The organism is Simiaoa sp., assembly GCF_051972595.1.
Lineage (GTDB): Bacteria > Bacillota > Clostridia > Lachnospirales > Lachnospiraceae > Acetatifactor > Acetatifactor hominis.
This window is the reverse complement of record NZ_JBOKRY010000020.1, coordinates 42,491-59,541: the sequence shown is the minus strand read 5'-3', so window position 1 is coordinate 59,541 and position 17,051 is coordinate 42,491. Positions and strand designations below refer to the sequence as shown.

Sequence of the window (17,051 nt, the reverse complement as noted above, 5' to 3'; positions counted from 1 at the left end):
TTCCTTTAGAAAATCCACAGTTGTAGCTAGCATCCGAGTCCGGGGCGGGCAGCCCATTCTGCGTGGATTTTAGAACAACTATTTCACTAACTCTCAAGTTAGGTTGACAGAATGGTGGAAATCGTAGTATTTTGAAACAGACTACTGTGGATAACGGTGTAAGAGACAAAATCAGACAGAAAAAAGTAAGTTACGACAAGAATGAGGATACAGACATATGAAGATCTACTTGGTAAGACACGGGGAGACGGACTGGAATCAGGCAGGACTTTTGCAGGGGCAGACGGATATTGCGCTTAATGCCCAAGGATTGGAGCAGGCCCACGAGGCGGCGGAGCGGTTAAAAGAGGTCCCGTTTGAAATTGCATTTTGTTCACCACTGATCCGGGCAAAGCGCACGGCAGAGACCATCATAGGAGACCGGAAGATCACCCTCACTGCAGACGAAAGACTCAGAGAACTGAATTTCGGACCCTGGGAGGGCGTGGACATCCGGACGATCAAGGATGCTGCCAGCCAGCCTTTTACCAACCCGGGCAGCTACGTTCCCCCCGCGGGAGCGGAGAGTTTTGCACAACTGTATAAAAGAAGCGGTGAATTCGTAGATCAGGTATTGCTGCCATTAGAAGGTACATATGAGACTGTGCTGGTGGTGGCTCACGGAGGAGTGAACCGCAGTATATTGAATCCCGTTCTGAATATTCCTGTGGATGATTTCTGGCGAATGCATATGGGAAACTGCGCTACCGCGATTCTCGACTGTACAGATGGAAAGTTGTCCATGCTGGAATATACGGATAGCAAGAGTGCCAATACGAAGAGCAGACTGCTGTGAAGAAAGTCCAATATGAAAAAACTACATCGGATATCTTCACAGAACGCGGTTTTTTATGGCTCTGAATAGTTACCATGATGGAAAGGTGAGATACTAAGAATGCATATAGACAGAGAAGATATGTTGGAACTGACCAGGAGAATGACTGTGTCACGCAGCTGCTTTTCCCGCATTGCCGGAGCGTACATGGATGAAGAGGGATTTATTGACGGTACCTTCAATACGCATTTCCTGAAATTATCCGGAAGCGAGAAGGAGAAGAATCTGAATATCGCCAAGACCGTTCCCTATTCCAATACCAATGTGAATCTGAAGAACTATCGTCTGGACCTGGGAGCCAGGAGACCCGGCGGCGTAATACAGCTGTTGGAAGCCCTGCGCCAGTGCGAATTAAAAAATGATGCATTATTGTACTCCCTTTATGAATATATTGGAGAGAGATACCAACCGGGCTATCCTTATGCCATCTATCTTTTCTTCGGCAGCTATGATGTGCCTACCAAGGGCAAAGATAAGGAGAATCAGTGGGAATCCGAGGAGGTCTATCAGTTCCTGATCGCTACCATCGGTCCGGTCACGGGAGACTATGAGGTCGGGAGACCGGAAGCGGGGTTTTTATATCCTGCATTTGCCAACCACAGCACAGATATTGACGGTATTAATATCTATCAGTCGGAGGAAGGTTCACACCTGTTTGCTGAAATTTTAGGCGTTTTGGCTTGACAGAAAAAGATTTTTTCCCTATAATACGCGCTGGAACAAAGTAAATCACCGATTACAAAACCCGTAAGGGCAGTGGATTTTTCAAGATTTTGATCTTATTTTCGCCACACAGCAGAAATGTTGTGTGGCGTTTGTTGTATAAGGAGCAGAAAATGAATCAGACATACATGAAAGAAAAAAAGATATTCCTGTTAGTTATGTCCATGGCACTTCCCATGATGCTGTCCATGGCATTTAACTCCCTCTATAATATTGTGGACAGTTATTTCGTGGCAAAGCTCAGCGAGGATGCCATGACCGCCCTGTCCCTCGTTTACCCTGCACAGAATCTGCTGACTGCTGTGGCGGTGGGCTTCGGGGTGGGGGTCAATGCCATGATCTCTTTTTATCTTGGAGCACAGAATCAGGAAAAAGCGGATAAGACGGCAACCCAGGGCATGGTGCTGGGAGTATTGCACGGTGCATTGCTCATGTTTTTTTTCCTAGGCGGAATGAAATTATTTCTGGGAATGTTTACGAAGAGTGATACGGTGCGGGCACTTGGCATGGAATATTCCAATGTGGTATTTTTGTTCTCCACTATTGTGACCGGAGGTATCACACTGGAAAAAATATTCCAGGCGGTAGGCAGGATGCGGGCTACCATGGTCAGCATGATCGCCGGATTTGTCACGAATATTGTATTGGATCCGCTGCTGATCTTCGGCATTGGACCTTTTCCCCGGATGGAGATCGCCGGAGCGGCGCTTGCCACCGGCATCGGACAGGTGATCACGTTACTGGTATATCTCATCTATTATGTGGCGGATCCTTTGCCGGTGAAGCTTCATAAAAAATATCTGCGTCCGGAAGGGGAAATCTGCGGCAAGACTTACGGTATCGGTATTCCGGCGACCCTGAATATGGCACTGCCTTCTCTGCTGATCTCCGCATTGAACAGCATTCTGGCAGCATATTCCCAGGGATATGTGCTGGTGCTGGGTGTTTATTATAAGTTACAGACCTTTATTTACCTGCCTTCCAACGGTATCATTCAGGGCATCCGCCCCTTGATCGGCTATAATTACGGTGCCGGTGAGAGAAAGCGTGTGGAGCAGATCTACCGTCTGACCTTGGAACTGACCGCAGGGATCATGGCTGCCGGTACGACGCTGTGCTGGCTGATCCCCGGAGGACTGATCGGGCTGTTTACCGAGAATCCGGAGACCATCACCATCGGTATCACGGCACTGCACATCATCAGCCTGGGCTTTATTCTGTCCGCTGTGTCGGTGACCAGCTCCGGAGCCCTGGAGGCACTGGGACAGGGGATGGCTTCCCTGGTGATCTCCGTGATGCGTTATGTGGCGGTGGTCATCCCTGCGGCATTTGTCTTAAGCCGCATCATCGGTGTCACCGGTGTATGGTGGGCGTTTGTCTGCACGGAGAGCGTGACCGCGGTGGTGGCGTATGTGCTGTACCACAGAGTGTGGAAGAGGGCGTAAAGCGGGCGCTCCCCTCGTCGATTTGCACAGAGCCGGCTCCTTACGCAAGCGTAAAGCCGTCTTGGCACAAATCGACGGGTGAACTGATGTATACACAATATCTAGTATCCTTTAATTGACTTCCCCCACAAAGTGTTGTAGAATGGATGGTGATAGGTTTTATGGGCGTAAGCCATGGGGACATGAGATTAAGGGGGTACACAAGATGTTTCAGGTAATCAAACGAGATGGTTCCAAAGCAGATTTTACACTGACGAAGATCAATGATGCCATTATGAAGGCTTTTACTGCGACGCAGATGAGCTATAATAACGACATCATTGATCTTCTTGCGTTACGGGTGACCGCGGATTTCCAGAAAAAGGTGGAAAATGATGAGATCCACGTAGAAGATATCCAGGACAGCGTGGAGCGTGTGTTGGGACAGGCGGGCTATGAAGAAGTAGCGAAGGCGTATATTCTGTATCGCAAGCAGCGGGAGAAGATGCGTGCCATGAAGTCCACAATCTTAGACTACAAGGATGTGGTCAACAGCTATGTCAAAGTCGAGGACTGGCGAGTGAAGGAGAACTCCACGGTGACTTATTCCGTAGGTGGTCTGATCTTAAGCAATTCCGGTGCGGTAACGGCGAACTACTGGCTGTCCGAAATCTACGACGAAGAGATTGCCGAGGCACACCGCAATGCGGATATCCATATCCATGATCTGTCCATGCTGACCGGTTACTGCGCGGGATGGTCCTTAAAGCAGCTGATCAAGGAAGGACTGGGCGGCATCACCGGCAAGATCACTTCTGCTCCGGCGAGACACTTATCTGTACTGTGCAACCAGATGGTGAACTTCTTAGGAATCATGCAGAACGAATGGGCAGGAGCACAGGCTTTTTCCTCTTTTGATACCTACCTTGCCCCTTTTGTAAAAGTAGATCATTTAAGTTATCCTGAAGTGAAAAAATGCATCGAAGCATTTATTTACGGTGTTAATACACCCAGCCGCTGGGGTACGCAGGCTCCTTTCTCCAATATTACACTGGACTGGACGGTGCCCGATGATCTGGCAGAGTTGCCGGCGCTGGTAGGCGGCGTGGAGATGGATTTCAAATACAAGGATTGTAAAAAGGAAATGGACATGGTAAACAAGGCATTCATCGAGACCATGATCGAGGGTGACTCCAATGGCCGCGGTTTCCAGTATCCGATTCCTACTTATTCCATCACGAAGGATTTTGACTGGTCCGATACCGAGAACAACAGACTGTTATTCGAAATGACCGCAAAATACGGTACGCCATATTTTTCCAACTATATCAATTCCGACATGCAGCCCAGCGATGTCCGCAGTATGTGCTGCAGACTGCGTCTGGACCTGCGGGAACTGCGTAAGAAGACCGGAGGATTCTTCGGCTCCGGTGAAAGCACCGGAAGCGTTGGCGTTGTCACCATCAATATGCCCAGGATCGCATACCTGTCTGCCAATAAGGACGAATTCTACGCAAGACTGAATCATATGATGGATATTGCTGCGAGATCCCTGAAGATCAAGCGTGGTGTCATTACAAAGCTGTTAAATGAGGGACTGTATCCTTATACAAAGAGGTATCTGGGCACTTTTGAGAATCATTTTTCCACCATTGGTCTGATCGGCATGAACGAGGTGGGCCTAAATGCCAACTGGCTGAGAGCGGATATGAGCGATCCGAGAACTCAGGAGTTTACCAAGGAAGTACTGAATCATATGAGAGAGCGCCTGTCGGATTATCAGGAGCAGTACGGAGACCTTTACAATCTGGAAGCGACTCCTGCGGAGAGTACCACATACCGTCTGGCCAAGCACGACAGAAAGCGCTGGCCCGGTATCAAGACGGCAGGAAAGCCCGGAGATACTCCTTACTATACGAACTCTTCCCATCTGCCGGTGGACTATACTGTGGATATTTTCGATGCACTGGATATTCAGGATGAATTGCAGACCCTGTATACTTCAGGTACGGTGTTCCATGCGTTCCTGGGAGAGAAGCTTCCCGATTGGAAAGCAGCGGCTTCCCTGGTGCGGACTATCGCTTCTAATTACAAGCTGCCATACTATACGCTGTCGCCGACCTATTCCATCTGTAAGGAACACGGTTATCTGGCTGGAGAGGTGAAGGTATGTCCTCATTGTGGGGCGAAGACCGAGGTGTACAGCCGCATCACCGGTTACTATCGTCCGGTGCAGAACTGGAATGATGGTAAGTTACAGGAATATGCCAACAGAACGGAGTATGACATTGTCCATTCTTCTTTAAAACGTCCCACCAGAAGTGTGGTAACGTTGTCCAATTTTGCAGAGGACGTGGAAGTGAAGGTGGAGCAGCCGCAGGATATCAAGTATCTGTTCACGACCAAGACCTGCCCGAACTGCAAGCTGGTGAAGGAATATTTGAAAAATGTGTCCTACGTGACCATCGATGCGGAGGAGAACATGGAACTGGCAAGACGTTATGGCGTAATGCAGGCACCGACACTGGTGGTAGTAAACGGCGACAGTCATAAAAAGTATGTAAATGCTTCAAATATCAAGAAGTACGTTGACCAACTGACATTAGTTGGGGTAGAATAGAAACAGGTCATGAGGCATCGCCCGAAGGCGGTGCCTTTTCTGCGGTCATTACAGATACACCGCAGAGGGTAATTTACACAATTGAGAATAAAATGCAACGAAAATGATTGCAGAATGGAGGAAATATGATCAACAAACTGATCGCTCGAATCAAAGAAACCAACGCACCGATCGTGGTAGGACTGGATCCTATGATGAAATTCGTGCCGGAATATATTAAAAAGGCGGCTTTCGCTGAGTATGGTGAGACCCTGGAAGGTGCCGCAGAAGCAATCTGGCAGTATAACAAGGGTATTGTGGATGCAATTTATGATCTGGTACCGGCTGTGAAGCCTCAGGTGGCAATGTATGAGCAGTTTGGCATTCCCGGTATGGTGGCATTTAAAAAGACTGTGGATTATTGTAAAGAAAAAGGTCTGATCGTCATCGGAGATATCAAGCGCGGTGATATCGGATCCACTTCCGAGGCATACGCAGTCGGACATCTGGGCAAAGTACAGGTAGGCAGCAAGAGCTATTACGGTTTTGATGAGGATTTCGTGACTGTAAACCCTTATCTGGGCTCCGACGGCGTGAATCCTTTTGTGAAGATCTGTAAGGAAGAGAAAAAGGGCATTTTCGTACTGGTGAAGACTTCCAATCCCAGCAGCGGCGAGTTCCAGGATCAGTTGGTGGGCGGCAGACCGCTGTATGAACTGGTGGGAGAAAAGGTAGCAGCCTGGGGAGCTGACTGCATGGGCGATTCTTACAGCTATGTAGGTGCTGTGGTAGGCGCAACCTATCCTGAGCAGGGCAAAGTGCTTCGTAAGGTAATGCCCAAGGCATTTATCCTGGTGCCCGGTTACGGTGCACAGGGCGGTAAGGGTGCAGATCTGGTACACTTCTTCAACGAAGACGGACTGGGTGCCATCATCAACTCCTCCCGTGGCATCATTGCCGCATATCAGCAGGAGAAGTATGCACAGTTCGGTGAGCAGAATTATGCAGATGCTTCCCGCGCGGCCGTACTGGATATGCGTGAGGATATCGCACAGGCACTGGCAGCACGCTAAAGACGCGCATGTCCACGTTTGACCGGCGCGTGGGGATAGGCTTATGTGTTTGACGGCATAATATACAAAGGTATGGGGTGTCCGCAAGCGGACAGATGGGAGAACGAAGGATGAGAGAAAAACTATATATTACCTTCCATTCGGAGGATGAAATCAGACATTTTGTGGATACCTGCAATGAATTCGATGATGCGATCGATATCCGTATTCAGAAGACCGCAATGGATGCGAAGTCTCTTTTGGGAATGCTTCTGATGAAGACGGAGGAACCGCTGGAGATTGAATACGCCTGCTACGATGATGAGGATAATTACGAAGAGTTCAAGCAGGCTATTCTGGAAAAGTATGATGCGAAAGTCGTACCTGCAGCAGAAAAACCGGCAGAAAATAAAATTGTTTGAAAAAATTAAAAAATTCTATTGACATTTTCACCTGCAGCAGTTAAAATACATACTGTTGCAGGCGAAAACCTGTAAATGTACGTGTAGCTCAGCTGGATAGAGCGTCTGGCTACGGACCAGAAGGTCGTGGGTTCGAATCCTGTCACGTACATCTAAGGCCCCGGAGATGATGTCTCCGGGGTTTTTGTATCTCATTTTAGAAAAGTTTTAGAAATACTTCCCAGTCCGTATATTTACGTAGTACTTATGTCATGCTAAAATGATGGTGCAAACGGAAGGAATCGAGCAAATATGAATAAACAGGAATTTGTGGATCGACTGCGGATGGCACTGAACGGACGAGTGTCCCCGGGGCTGGTCATGGACAATGTAAATTATTACGAAGATTATATAAATACGGAGATCCGTAAGGGGCGTACGGAAGAGGAAGTCTTAGAGAGCCTGGGAGATCCGCGGCTGATCGCCCGTACGATCATCCAGACCAATGGCGGAGACGAATATTCCGGATACCGGAACACCGTCTATGGCAACGGAGAGTATAGAGAGGCAGCAGGACCGAATCTACATCGCAGTTATACAGAGGATGGAAATGACGGTTCCCACCGGAATAAGGTGGCAGATGTACTTGTAAAGCTTCCTGCCTGGGTGTGGGTGATTCTTGGAATTCTGGTGGTAGTGCTGATCTTCAGTGCGGTATTTTCTGTATTGTCATTTTTGGCACCGGTATTGGTTCCTATTATGGTAGTGTTGTTTTTAGTGAAGTTGTTCCGCGACTGGCTCAACTAGTAACTATTTAACGGCTCTGAATAGAGTTAATTACCACGTAAAAGCCACCAGGGGGAAGCTGGTGGCTTTCTTGAGGGGAGTATAAATAATACATAAGGGTGCAAATAGAATCATGAAGGGGTTTCTATCTACGAATCTTATTATAGTACTAACGTCACAAAAAAGCAAGAGGAAATTTAGTTCTAAAGTACCAAAAAATAAAATAGCATAAATTTCTGCAAAAAAGACATACTACTCCTGTAACTTAAAATAATTCCGATCAGGAGGTCACAGATATGTCTAATAATTACGATCAGAACAACGAGAACAAGTACAGTAACGCTTATGGTGAGAATCAGAACTCTCAGAATAAGCAGAACAGTAAGAATCAGAGCAAGAATCAGAGTAAGAACCAGAACAAGGACCAGAGCGAGAATAAGGAGCAGAACAAGTACTGCTAGTTTTTTGTGCATAAGAAGTCAGGGGCGTTCGCAGGAACGCCCCTATTTACATATTTTTGGAATGCATATATAATGATTTTATGTCTGATGAGATACGGAGGAATGAATGAGACGTTTTGAATTGATCGCCCCCTGCCATTTCGGCATGGAATCGGTGCTTAAGAGAGAGATCACGGATCTCGGTTATGATATTACGGAAGTGGCGGACGGCAGGGTCACTTTTTACGGAGATGAAGAAGCTCTGTGCAGAGCCAATATTTTCCTGCGGACAGCAGAGCGTATTCTGATCAAGGTGGGAAGTTTTCATGCCGAGACTTTTGAAGAACTGTTCCAGGGAACCAAGAATCTTCCCTGGGAAGAGTATATTCCGAAGGACGGAAAGTTCTGGGTGGCGAAGGCCGCAAGTGTGAAGTCCAAGCTGTTCAGTCCCTCGGATATCCAGTCTATAATGAAAAAGGCAATGGTAGACCGCCTGAAAAGTCAGTATGATATTTCCTGGTTCCCGGAGGATGGCGCTTCTTTTCCTATCCGTGTATTTTTGATGAAGGATGAAGTGACGGTGGGACTGGACAGCACCGGAGAATCCCTGCACAAGAGAGGTTACCGGAAGCTTACGGCGAAGGCTCCCATTGCGGAGAATCTGGCAGCGTCCCTGATCCTGCTGACCCCCTGGAATGCCGGCAGGATTCTGGTGGATCCTTTTTGCGGAAGCGGAACATTCCCCATAGAGGCAGCTATGATGGCAGCCAACATGGCTCCCGGCAGGAACCGTAGTTTTACGGCGGAGGACTGGCCGCATATTGTGGGTAAAAAGGTGTGGTATGACGCTTCCGATGAAGCGGAAGAGATGGTGGATCTGTCGGTGGAGACAGATATTCAGGGATACGATATTGATGAGGATATGGTGAAGATTGCCAGAGAGAACGCGAGACTTGCGGGAGTGGATAAGCTGATCCATTTCCAACGCAGGGGCGTGGAGGAACTCCATCACCCGAAGAAATACGGTTTTATTATTACGAACCCGCCTTATGGAGAGCGTCTGCAGGATAAGAGCCAGATGCCGCAGTTGTACCGCACCATCGGTGAGAGATTCCGGGAACTGGATTCCTGGAGTATGTATCTGATCACCGCATACGAGCAGGCGGAGAAGGATATCGGAAGAAAAGCGGATAAAAACCGCAAGATTTATAATGGAATGATGAAGACCTATTATTATCAGTTCTTAGGACCGAAGCCGCCGAAGAGAAGAGAAGTATAGCCTTCCATGAAAAAACGACTGCAAATCAGAGATCAAAAACAAAATATGACACTGACACTGATCCTGTGGCTTGTGTTAGGTGCCGTGTCTATGGGGGGAATGTTGCATGTGGCAGCACATAAGACAGTGGTCATATCCGCCAGAGGACAGGAACAGGGAGAGATTGTCCCGGAATATCGTACCGGTGAAAACGGAGAGATGCAGCTGCCCATGATGACAGACCATGTGGCTGACAGGCAGATCTGTATTCCGTTAGAAGCAGGAACCAAGGCGGAGAATGTAGTAGTAGAGAACCATTATATGGAAAAGGAACTCTGGGTCTACATACAGACCGGCAGGAAGACCTTCTATAAGGAACATAAAATCACGGGAGATCTGACACTTGTGGAAAAAGGAATCTGCGAGTCCCGGAATGAAGGTGTATTGCTGCGGCTGACAATGAAGGATGTGTTGGAATATCACAGTACTCTGGAAGAGGGAGTGTTACGAATTGATTATGTGATGCCGAAGGAACTCTATGACAGGATCGTGGTACTGGATCCGGCAGGAGGTGGCAGCAACAGAGGTGTTACGGCTTCCGGCTGCCAGGAAAAGGACATCGCTCTTAAGGTGGCAAAACAGACGGCACAGCTGATGGAAGATCAGAAAGTAAAAGTGTATCTCACCCGCTCGGAGGATACGGAGGTATCCAAGGAAGCCCGGAGGATGTTCGCAGACTGGGTAGGAGCGGATCTCTATCTGGAGATCGGGCTGTCTGCGGATCCGGAGAATGAGGCTGTCTACGGAATCTGCGCGGAGTATAACGATGAATATTATATTCCGGAGTTCGGAAATCTTCAGTGGGCAGATTGTGTGGCAAGGCAGGTCACAGTGGCTGCCAGCAACCGGGCGGTGGGAGTTGTTCCCGCAGCCGATGGAGATGTATTGTGGGATCTGACGATCCCGGCGGCCAGAATTTCGCTCGGCTACGTAACGAACAGCAATGAGAGACAGCTGTTAGAGCAGGACAGTTACCAAAAAAAGCTGGTGGAAGGTATTGCGGAAGCCATCAACGAGGTTTATACTAATACGCAATGATAAATACGGTAAGGAGTATAAAATGCAGGGAAGAATCGTATTTGCAACCGGCAATGCCGGCAAAATCAAAGAGATCCGTATGATCATGGAAGATACCGGAATGGAAGTGGTATCCATGAAAGATGCGGGAATCCGGGTAGACATTGAGGAAAACGGACAGTCCTATGAGGAAAATGCGTTGATCAAAGCCCGTGCGGTGGCTGCCTTTACGAAAGATATCGTGATGGCGGACGATTCCGGACTGGAGATCGATTATCTGAACAAGGAGCCGGGCATCTATTCCGCCAGATATCTGGGGGAAGATACCCCGTATTCTGTGAAAAACGCGAATCTGATAAACAGGTTGGAAGGTGTGCCGGACGAAGAGCGTACCGCAAGATTTGTCTGTGCCATCGCGGCTGTATTGCCCGACGGGCGGGAACTGACCACGTTAGCCACCATAGAGGGAAGGATCGGCTATGAGGAAAAGGGAGCAAACGGCTTCGGCTATGATCCTATTTTCTATGTGCCCCGGTTTGATAAGACGACAGCAGAATTAACAGAAGAAGAGAAGAATCAGGTCAGCCATAGAGGCAAGGCATTGCAGCTGATGAAAGAGGAACTGAAGAAATATGAAGATATTGATCGTAAGTGATACCCATAAAAAGAATGAGAATTACTTTAAAGTGTTGGAAATGCATCACCCGGATATGGTGATCCACTGTGGGGATGCGGAAGGCAGCGAATATGCGCTGTCCTCCGCGGCAGAATGCCCGGTGTATATTGTCCTTGGGAATAACGATTTCTTCTCAAATCTTCCCAGAGAGATCACGCTGGATATCGGTCCTTATAAGGTCTGGGTGACTCACGGACACAACTATTATGTATCCATGGGCAATGAGACGATTAAAAAAGAAGCCATTGACCGCGGTGTGGATATCGTGCTGTATGGACATACCCATCGCCCGGTGATCGATATCGATGATGACATTATTGCCGTGAATCCCGGCAGCCTCTCTTATCCGAGACAGGAGGGGCGCCTGCCGTCCTATGCCATCATGGAGATCGACAGGCAGGAAAAAGTACATTTTACCATTGCCTATCTGCGATAATTCCTCTTGACAGAGAGAAAAATTCTAGGTTATAATAACTCCTGCGTTGCGGGAGTCCGCAACGCAGCCTCGGGGTGTGGCTCAGCTTGGCTAGAGCACCTGGTTTGGGACCAGGGGGTCGCAGGTTCGAATCCTGTCACCCCGATGCGTAACTTAGGTTTTGTGTTTATTTTTCAAAAAATTAGTACAAAACTGTTGACAAATGATGTCGGATAAGTTACAATATGCTTCGTCGGTTTGCTAATGCAGTTAACGACAGATATGTGTTCGTAGCTCAGCTGGATAGAGCAACGGCCTTCTAAGCCGTGGGTCGGGGGTTCGAATCCCTTCGAGCACATTTGAGATAAGGAAGACTTTTGGTCATCACTGTCTCGCATGGTGGGTATAGCGCAGTTGGTTAGCGCGCCAGATTGTGGCTCTGGAGGCCAAGGGTTCGAATCCCTTTATCCACCTTTTTTCATTAGTGAAGTGTCGTAATGGCACGCTTGGTGTCATATTTATAGGGCTATCGCCAAGCGGTAAGGCACAGCACTTTGACTGCTGCATTCGCTGGTTCGAATCCAGCTAGCCCTGTTTCATTATGGGGTATTAGCTCAGTCGGTAGAGCACTTGACTTTTAATCAAGTTGTCGGGGGTTCGAATCCCCCATGCCTCACTAAGTGTTGTGACATCCTGATAACATACATCATTTCCACATCCTTTAAAACCCCGCTTGGGGCTTTTTTTTATGCGAAAGGAGCACTTTTATGCAGACCAAAGAAAACAAAATGGGAGTTATGCCCATTGATAAATTACTGATCTCCATGTCCCTGCCTATGATGATCTCCATGCTGGTGCAGGCGCTGTACAATATCGTAGACAGCATCTTCGTCTCCAGAATCAACGAATATGCCCTGCGTGCGGTATCCCTGGCTTTCCCGGTCCAGAGCCTGATGATCGCCGTGGCAGTGGGAACGGCAGTAGGTATCAACGCCTTTTTGTCCAAAACACTGGGAGAGAAAAATTTTGAGAAAGCAAACATTATTGCCAGAAACGGCATTTTCATTGCTGTTGTAAGTTACGTGGCTTTTGCAGTGATCGGCGCAGTAGTTAGCAGACCGTTTTTTGCCAGCCAGACGGATGTCTTAGAAGTACGGGAGTATGGAGTGACATATCTGACCATCTGTTGTGTGGCGGGGATGGGGATTTTCCTGCAGACAACATTTGAAAGACTGTTACAGGCTACCGGCAAGACAATCTACACCATGATCACGCAGGGAATCGGTGCAATCATCAATATCATCCTGGATCCGATCCTGATCTTCGGATATTTCGGGCTGCCTCGGATGGGAATCGCCGGAGCAGCGGTGGCTACGGTTATCGGACAGATCATTGCGGCATCCATGGCACTTGTGTTTAATCTGAAATTCAATAAGGAACTGAATCTTTCCATGAAAGGCTTCCGTCCGAATGCGCATCTCATCGGACAGATCTACAAGGTAGGTGCGCCCTCTATTGTGGTACAGGCGATCGGTTCCCTTATGACTTACGGAATGAACCTGATCCTGGCGGCGTTTGGTTCTGCCCAGACAGTATTTGGTATCTATTTCAAGCTGCAGAGTTTTGTATTCATGCCGGTATTCGGTCTGAACAACGGCATGGTGCCCATCATCGCTTACAATTACGGTGCCGGACACAGAGACCGTGTCATTAAGACGATTAAGCACAGCGTGGCATATGGTGTGGGTATTATGTTCGTAGGATTACTTGCAATGCATATTTTCCCGGCACAGCTTATGCGTATGTTTGACGCGGAGGAAAGCCTGATTGCCATCGGCGTTCCGGCGTTAGAGACGATTTCCTTAAGCTTTGTGTTTGCCGGCTTCTGTATTGTGGTGGGAAGCGTATTCCAGGCGTTGGGCAACGGTGTTTACAGTATGATCGTATCTGTGGCAAGACAGATGTGTGTGCTGCTTCCCGTGGCGAAGCTTTTATCCTTAAGCGGTGATGTGACGCTGATCTGGTGGGCATTTCCCATTGCGGAACTTGTCAGTGTGCTGTTAACATCGTATTTCTTGGTGAGAATCTATCGGAAAGTCATCTGTCACATCGGAGAGACAGCCGTTCAGGATGCTTGACAAGCTTAAGGGTGGCAGAGTATAATTAGGCGTGTTCTTTTGTGGACACGTAAGCGGTTATGGCGGAATTGGCAGACGCGCTGGTTTTAGGTGCCAGTGGTTACCCGTGTGGGTTCAAATCCCACTAACCGCATTTGTTAGTACTTGCAATTCCAAATGCCGGTGCTATAATAAGGATGGCAGAAGAATACTGCAGTACCCGGAAGCATAGCTCAGCCGGGATGAGCGTTCGCCTCACACGCGAAAGGTCAGGGGTTCGAGCCCCCTTGCTTCCATTTTTAGTAACTATTCAGAGCGACGGCAAAGTACTGGATAGTTATTTTTTTAATCAAATCAAAGGAATACAAAAGCAATGAAAGAAAACGTAAGAAAACAGGGAATTTTACTGCCGATATCCAGTATCCCTTCTACGTACGGGATCGGAACCTTCGGCAAAGAAAGTTATCGTTTTGTGGACTTTCTGGAGAAGTCCGGCAACAGACTGTGGCAGATCCTGCCGTTAGGCCCTACCGGGTACGGAGACTCGCCCTATCAGTCGTTTTCCACTTTTGCGGGGAATCCTTACTATATCGATCTGGAGCTTCTGATCGAGGAAGAGCTTTTGACGAAGGAGATCTGTGACAGCTATGACTTCGGAGACAATGAACATTACGTGGACTATGAGAAGATCTACCTGTCCCGGTTCAAGGTTCTGAAGATTGCATTTGAGAATGCGAAAAAACAGGGACTTCTGGAAAGCCAGGAGTATCAGAAGTTCATCACGGACAATGCTTACTGGCTGGATGATTATACTCTGTATATGGCAGTGAAAAATGCTTTCGGCGGTGTCTGCTTTATGGAATGGGATGAGGACATCCGTCTCAGAAAAGCGGCAGCACTTCGCAAGTACCGCAAAAAGCTCTCAGATGAGATCACATTTTACTGCTTCCAGCAGTACCTGTTTGCCAAACAGTGGAAAGAACTGAAGGCTTATGCGAATAAAAAGGGCATCGAGATCGTAGGAGATATTCCTATCTATGTAGCTTTTGACAGTGCCGATACCTGGGCGAATCCCAAGCTGTTCCAGTTAGATAAGGAAGGACGTCCCATCGGTGTGGCAGGCTGCCCGCCGGACTGCTTCTCCGAGACCGGACAGTTGTGGGGCAATCCGCTCTATGATTGGAAATATCATAAGAAGACCGGTTACGAATGGTGGATGCAGCGTATTGCATATTGCTATCAGCTATACGATGTACTCCGTATCGACCATTTCCGGGGATTTGACGAGTACTGGTTTGTGCCTTACGGAGATCCTACGGCACAGAACGGTCACTGGGAGAAGGGACCGGGCTATGAACTGTTTGCTGTGATGAAGAAGAAACTGGGCAAAAAGAAGGTCATCGCAGAAGATCTTGGATTCCTGACCCCCAGTGTGATCCGACTGGTGAAGAAGACAGGCTACCCGGGAATGAAGATCTTACAGTTTGCTTTTGATGCGGGAAATGACAGTGAATATCTGCCCCATAACTATGATAAAAACTGCGTGGTCTATACCGGAACCCATGACAACGATACTACGGTAGGATTTATACAGAACATGCCGGAGAAGGATCGGAAGTTCGCGAAAAAGTATCTGGGACATAAGAATGACAAAAAGCTGTGCTTTGAGATCGTCCGGGCGGCATTGTCCAGCTGTGCGGATACGGCCATCATTCCTATGCAGGATTATCTGGAGCTGGACGGCAGTGCCAGGATCAATATTCCCTCCACGTTAGGATGCAACTGGAAATGGCGCATGGATAAGGATGCACTGGATCCGAAGCTTGCGAAGAAGATCTATAAAATGGCAAAATTATATGCACGATTATAAAAATACGGAAGGCGTTAAGCCTTCCGTATTGCGTTTTTAACATGCTATGCTTCCGGTGCGTGATGTAGTTCCAGTGCCAGATAGGAATTGTGGTATTCCTTGCAATAAGTCACATCCTTATCGAACCATGCGGGAGGAACAAACGCTTCTGCCGCTTCCTTGCTACCGAATTCGACCTCTGCCATGATCAGAGGGGCAAAGGGGGCATCGAAGACGTCCAGCTCGATAGTCAGGGAATAGTCCGCAGGCGGTGTGGGGAAGCCTTCCTTGAATCCGGGATGCTCTAGCGGGATCAGGTAGCGCCTCTTGGAGATCACGGTGCCGTCGGCTTTTTCCCTCAGGTGATAATAAGATTCTTCATTCAGTGGAAGATTGCTCTCATCTCTTGCCATCATACCGCTTCCTTTGTAGGTAAGATAATACTCATCATCCTGTTTTCTGGCGCGGATGACGGGGTTATAATTCAGATAGACCTGCTCGATGTGATGAGAGGGATAACTTTCCAGATTGTCAGGTAGGGATTTCAGGGTAAATTTACGCTCGATTTCCATGATGCAAATGCCTCGTTTCTGTATTTGGGACTTAAAAATACTGCCTTCTTTAGTATAGCATGATATTTCTCGAAAATACAATGTATTTGTAACAGTTTGCCCCTTTTACGCAAATATCTGACTGTGGGAATTGAATTACGCCTCCAAATTGTGTATACTAATCATAACTGTGCAAAGTCAGATGGTATGACTTGCAGACGAGGCAGGAAACGAAATGGAAAGTGAGGTAAAACCATGAGTAAGATAGCAATTTTTCTGGCAGACGGTTTTGAAGAAATAGAAGGCCTGACGGTGGTGGACATCTGCCGCAGATGCGGGCTGACCATCGATATGGTGTCCATTACTGAGAACAGACAAGTGATGGGCTCCCATAAGATCCCGGTGACGGCGGACATGACACTGCCTCAGGTGGATTTTGACGAATATGATTGTCTGGTGCTTCCCGGCGGCGGACAGGGTACGAAGAATCTGGAGGCATGCGAAGTACTGATGCAGCAGGTCGATGCTTTTTACAAAACGGGAAAATACATCGCGGCAATCTGTGCGGCACCCAGTATTTTCGGGCACAGAGGTATCTTACAGGGGAAGAGAGCCTGCTCCTATCCCTGCTTCGAAGACCATCTGGAAGGTGCGGCAGTGACTGCGGGACCGGTAGAAGTAGACGGCAATGTGATCACTTCCAGAGGCATGGGAACTTCCATTCCTTTTGGACTGGCAATCGCAGGCGTGTTCTGCGGACAGAATAAGGCGGACGCCTGCGCACACGGCATTGTATATCAGCCGTAAAA

Annotated in this window: 16 protein-coding genes and 8 tRNA genes; 23 read left to right on the top strand and 1 reads right to left on the bottom strand. The window is 48.1% G+C overall.

Annotated features, from left to right (window positions below):
• Positions 1 to 217: 217 nt before the first annotated feature.
• The 22 genes from ACTRDR_RS08925 to malQ all read left to right on the top strand — a co-directional run bounded on the left by ACTRDR_RS08925 (position 218) and on the right by malQ (position 15,712).
• Complete coding sequence (locus tag ACTRDR_RS08925) at positions 218 to 835, top strand: histidine phosphatase family protein (protein ID WP_440527031.1); 618 nt, start codon at positions 218 to 220, stop codon at positions 833 to 835.
• A 99-nt stretch (positions 836 to 934) separates the two neighbouring features.
• Positions 935 to 1,558: a DUF4317 family protein gene (locus ACTRDR_RS08920; RefSeq protein ID WP_440527029.1), complete on the top strand. Its 624-nt coding sequence runs from the start codon at positions 935 to 937 to the stop codon at positions 1,556 to 1,558.
• A gap of 152 nt (positions 1,559 to 1,710) precedes the next feature.
• Positions 1,711 to 3,042, top strand: coding sequence for an MATE family efflux transporter (locus ACTRDR_RS08915; protein WP_440527027.1), 1,332 nt, complete (start codon positions 1,711 to 1,713; stop codon positions 3,040 to 3,042).
• Between the two features lie 205 nt (positions 3,043 to 3,247).
• Positions 3,248 to 5,641, top strand: a complete 2,394-nt coding sequence (locus ACTRDR_RS08910; RefSeq protein ID WP_440527026.1) for a ribonucleoside triphosphate reductase — start codon at positions 3,248 to 3,250, stop codon at positions 5,639 to 5,641.
• Between the two features lie 125 nt (positions 5,642 to 5,766).
• Positions 5,767 to 6,693 (top strand): orotidine-5'-phosphate decarboxylase, encoded by a 927-nt coding sequence (gene pyrF / locus ACTRDR_RS08905; protein WP_440527024.1) that lies wholly within the window; start codon positions 5,767 to 5,769, stop codon positions 6,691 to 6,693.
• Between the two features lie 110 nt (positions 6,694 to 6,803).
• Positions 6,804 to 7,094 carry a hypothetical protein gene (locus ACTRDR_RS08900; RefSeq protein WP_440527022.1) on the top strand — a complete coding sequence of 97 codons (291 nt, stop codon included), beginning with the start codon at positions 6,804 to 6,806 and terminating at the stop codon, positions 7,092 to 7,094.
• Positions 7,095 to 7,171: 77 nt separating this feature from the next.
• A tRNA-Arg gene (locus ACTRDR_RS08895) sits at positions 7,172 to 7,245 on the top strand.
• Between the two features lie 140 nt (positions 7,246 to 7,385).
• Positions 7,386 to 7,880: an HAAS signaling domain-containing protein gene (locus tag ACTRDR_RS08890; protein WP_176863627.1), complete on the top strand. Its 495-nt coding sequence runs from the start codon at positions 7,386 to 7,388 to the stop codon at positions 7,878 to 7,880.
• A 275-nt stretch (positions 7,881 to 8,155) separates the two neighbouring features.
• Positions 8,156 to 8,320 (top strand): hypothetical protein, encoded by a 165-nt coding sequence (locus ACTRDR_RS08885; RefSeq protein WP_176863625.1) that lies wholly within the window; start codon positions 8,156 to 8,158, stop codon positions 8,318 to 8,320.
• Between the two features lie 106 nt (positions 8,321 to 8,426).
• The gene (locus ACTRDR_RS08880; RefSeq protein ID WP_176863624.1) at positions 8,427 to 9,578 is read left to right on the top strand and encodes a THUMP domain-containing protein; all 1,152 of its coding nucleotides are present in this window, start codon (positions 8,427 to 8,429) and stop codon (positions 9,576 to 9,578) included.
• 6 nt (positions 9,579 to 9,584) lie between these two features.
• On the top strand, positions 9,585 to 10,655 hold the full coding sequence (locus ACTRDR_RS08875; RefSeq protein WP_440527020.1) for an N-acetylmuramoyl-L-alanine amidase family protein: 1,071 nt from the start codon (positions 9,585 to 9,587) through the stop codon (positions 10,653 to 10,655).
• Between the two features lie 22 nt (positions 10,656 to 10,677).
• Positions 10,678 to 11,289, top strand: a complete 612-nt coding sequence (locus ACTRDR_RS08870; RefSeq protein ID WP_440527019.1) for an XTP/dITP diphosphatase — start codon at positions 10,678 to 10,680, stop codon at positions 11,287 to 11,289.
• The gene (locus ACTRDR_RS08865; protein WP_440527017.1) at positions 11,267 to 11,746 is read left to right on the top strand and encodes a metallophosphoesterase family protein; all 480 of its coding nucleotides are present in this window, start codon (positions 11,267 to 11,269) and stop codon (positions 11,744 to 11,746) included. Before ACTRDR_RS08870 ends, ACTRDR_RS08865 begins: the two co-directional genes overlap by 23 nt.
• Before the next feature lie 70 nt (positions 11,747 to 11,816).
• Positions 11,817 to 11,891: transfer RNA gene (locus ACTRDR_RS08860), tRNA-Pro, on the top strand.
• A gap of 118 nt (positions 11,892 to 12,009) precedes the next feature.
• Positions 12,010 to 12,083, top strand: a tRNA-Arg gene (locus tag ACTRDR_RS08855).
• A gap of 41 nt (positions 12,084 to 12,124) precedes the next feature.
• Positions 12,125 to 12,198: transfer RNA gene (locus tag ACTRDR_RS08850), tRNA-His, on the top strand.
• Between the two features lie 49 nt (positions 12,199 to 12,247).
• Positions 12,248 to 12,319: transfer RNA gene (locus ACTRDR_RS08845), tRNA-Gln, on the top strand.
• 9 nt (positions 12,320 to 12,328) lie between these two features.
• Positions 12,329 to 12,401 (top strand) — tRNA-Lys (locus tag ACTRDR_RS08840).
• Positions 12,402 to 12,492: 91 nt separating this feature from the next.
• Positions 12,493 to 13,863, top strand: a complete 1,371-nt coding sequence (locus tag ACTRDR_RS08835; protein ID WP_440527015.1) for an MATE family efflux transporter — start codon at positions 12,493 to 12,495, stop codon at positions 13,861 to 13,863.
• 53 nt (positions 13,864 to 13,916) lie between these two features.
• A tRNA-Leu gene (locus tag ACTRDR_RS08830) sits at positions 13,917 to 13,996 on the top strand.
• 68 nt (positions 13,997 to 14,064) lie between these two features.
• A tRNA-Val gene (locus ACTRDR_RS08825) sits at positions 14,065 to 14,138 on the top strand.
• A gap of 77 nt (positions 14,139 to 14,215) precedes the next feature.
• Positions 14,216 to 15,712 (top strand): 4-alpha-glucanotransferase, encoded by a 1,497-nt coding sequence (gene malQ / locus ACTRDR_RS08820; RefSeq protein ID WP_440527013.1) that lies wholly within the window; start codon positions 14,216 to 14,218, stop codon positions 15,710 to 15,712.
• Between the two features lie 44 nt (positions 15,713 to 15,756).
• Here malQ and ACTRDR_RS08815 read toward each other — a convergent pair whose 3' ends face one another.
• Positions 15,757 to 16,263, bottom strand: a complete 507-nt coding sequence (locus ACTRDR_RS08815; RefSeq protein ID WP_176863598.1) for a CYTH domain-containing protein — start codon at positions 16,261 to 16,263, stop codon at positions 15,757 to 15,759.
• Between the two features lie 234 nt (positions 16,264 to 16,497).
• On the opposite strand from ACTRDR_RS08815, the gene ACTRDR_RS08810 reads away from it, so the two are divergent.
• A complete protein-coding gene (locus ACTRDR_RS08810; RefSeq protein ID WP_440527011.1) occupies positions 16,498 to 17,049 on the top strand; it encodes a DJ-1 family glyoxalase III in 552 nt (183 codons plus the stop codon).
• The last annotated feature ends 2 nt before the right edge of the window (positions 17,050 to 17,051 follow it).

Bases quoted from the DNA above. Each gene is read 5' to 3' on its own strand.
- ACTRDR_RS08890 (WP_176863627.1), top strand. From the start codon at position 7,386: ATGAATAAACAGGAATTTGTGGATCGACTGCGGATGGCACTGAACGGA.
- ACTRDR_RS08835 (WP_440527015.1), top strand. From the start codon at position 12,493: ATGCAGACCAAAGAAAACAAAATGGGAGTTATGCCCATTGATAAATTA.
- pyrF (WP_440527024.1), top strand. From the start codon at position 5,767: ATGATCAACAAACTGATCGCTCGAATCAAAGAAACCAACGCACCGATC.
- ACTRDR_RS08865 (WP_440527017.1), top strand. From the start codon at position 11,267: ATGAAGATATTGATCGTAAGTGATACCCATAAAAAGAATGAGAATTAC.
- ACTRDR_RS08810 (WP_440527011.1), top strand. From the start codon at position 16,498: ATGAGTAAGATAGCAATTTTTCTGGCAGACGGTTTTGAAGAAATAGAA.
- ACTRDR_RS08880 (WP_176863624.1), top strand. From the start codon at position 8,427: ATGAGACGTTTTGAATTGATCGCCCCCTGCCATTTCGGCATGGAATCG.
- ACTRDR_RS08870 (WP_440527019.1), top strand. From the start codon at position 10,678: ATGCAGGGAAGAATCGTATTTGCAACCGGCAATGCCGGCAAAATCAAA.
- ACTRDR_RS08925 (WP_440527031.1), top strand. From the start codon at position 218: ATGAAGATCTACTTGGTAAGACACGGGGAGACGGACTGGAATCAGGCA.
- malQ (WP_440527013.1), top strand. From the start codon at position 14,216: ATGAAAGAAAACGTAAGAAAACAGGGAATTTTACTGCCGATATCCAGT.
- ACTRDR_RS08900 (WP_440527022.1), top strand. From the start codon at position 6,804: ATGAGAGAAAAACTATATATTACCTTCCATTCGGAGGATGAAATCAGA.
- ACTRDR_RS08915 (WP_440527027.1), top strand. From the start codon at position 1,711: ATGAATCAGACATACATGAAAGAAAAAAAGATATTCCTGTTAGTTATG.
- ACTRDR_RS08910 (WP_440527026.1), top strand. From the start codon at position 3,248: ATGTTTCAGGTAATCAAACGAGATGGTTCCAAAGCAGATTTTACACTG.
- ACTRDR_RS08815 (WP_176863598.1), bottom strand. From the start codon at position 16,263: ATGGAAATCGAGCGTAAATTTACCCTGAAATCCCTACCTGACAATCTG.
- ACTRDR_RS08885 (WP_176863625.1), top strand. From the start codon at position 8,156: ATGTCTAATAATTACGATCAGAACAACGAGAACAAGTACAGTAACGCT.
- ACTRDR_RS08920 (WP_440527029.1), top strand. From the start codon at position 935: ATGCATATAGACAGAGAAGATATGTTGGAACTGACCAGGAGAATGACT.
- ACTRDR_RS08875 (WP_440527020.1), top strand. From the start codon at position 9,585: ATGAAAAAACGACTGCAAATCAGAGATCAAAAACAAAATATGACACTG.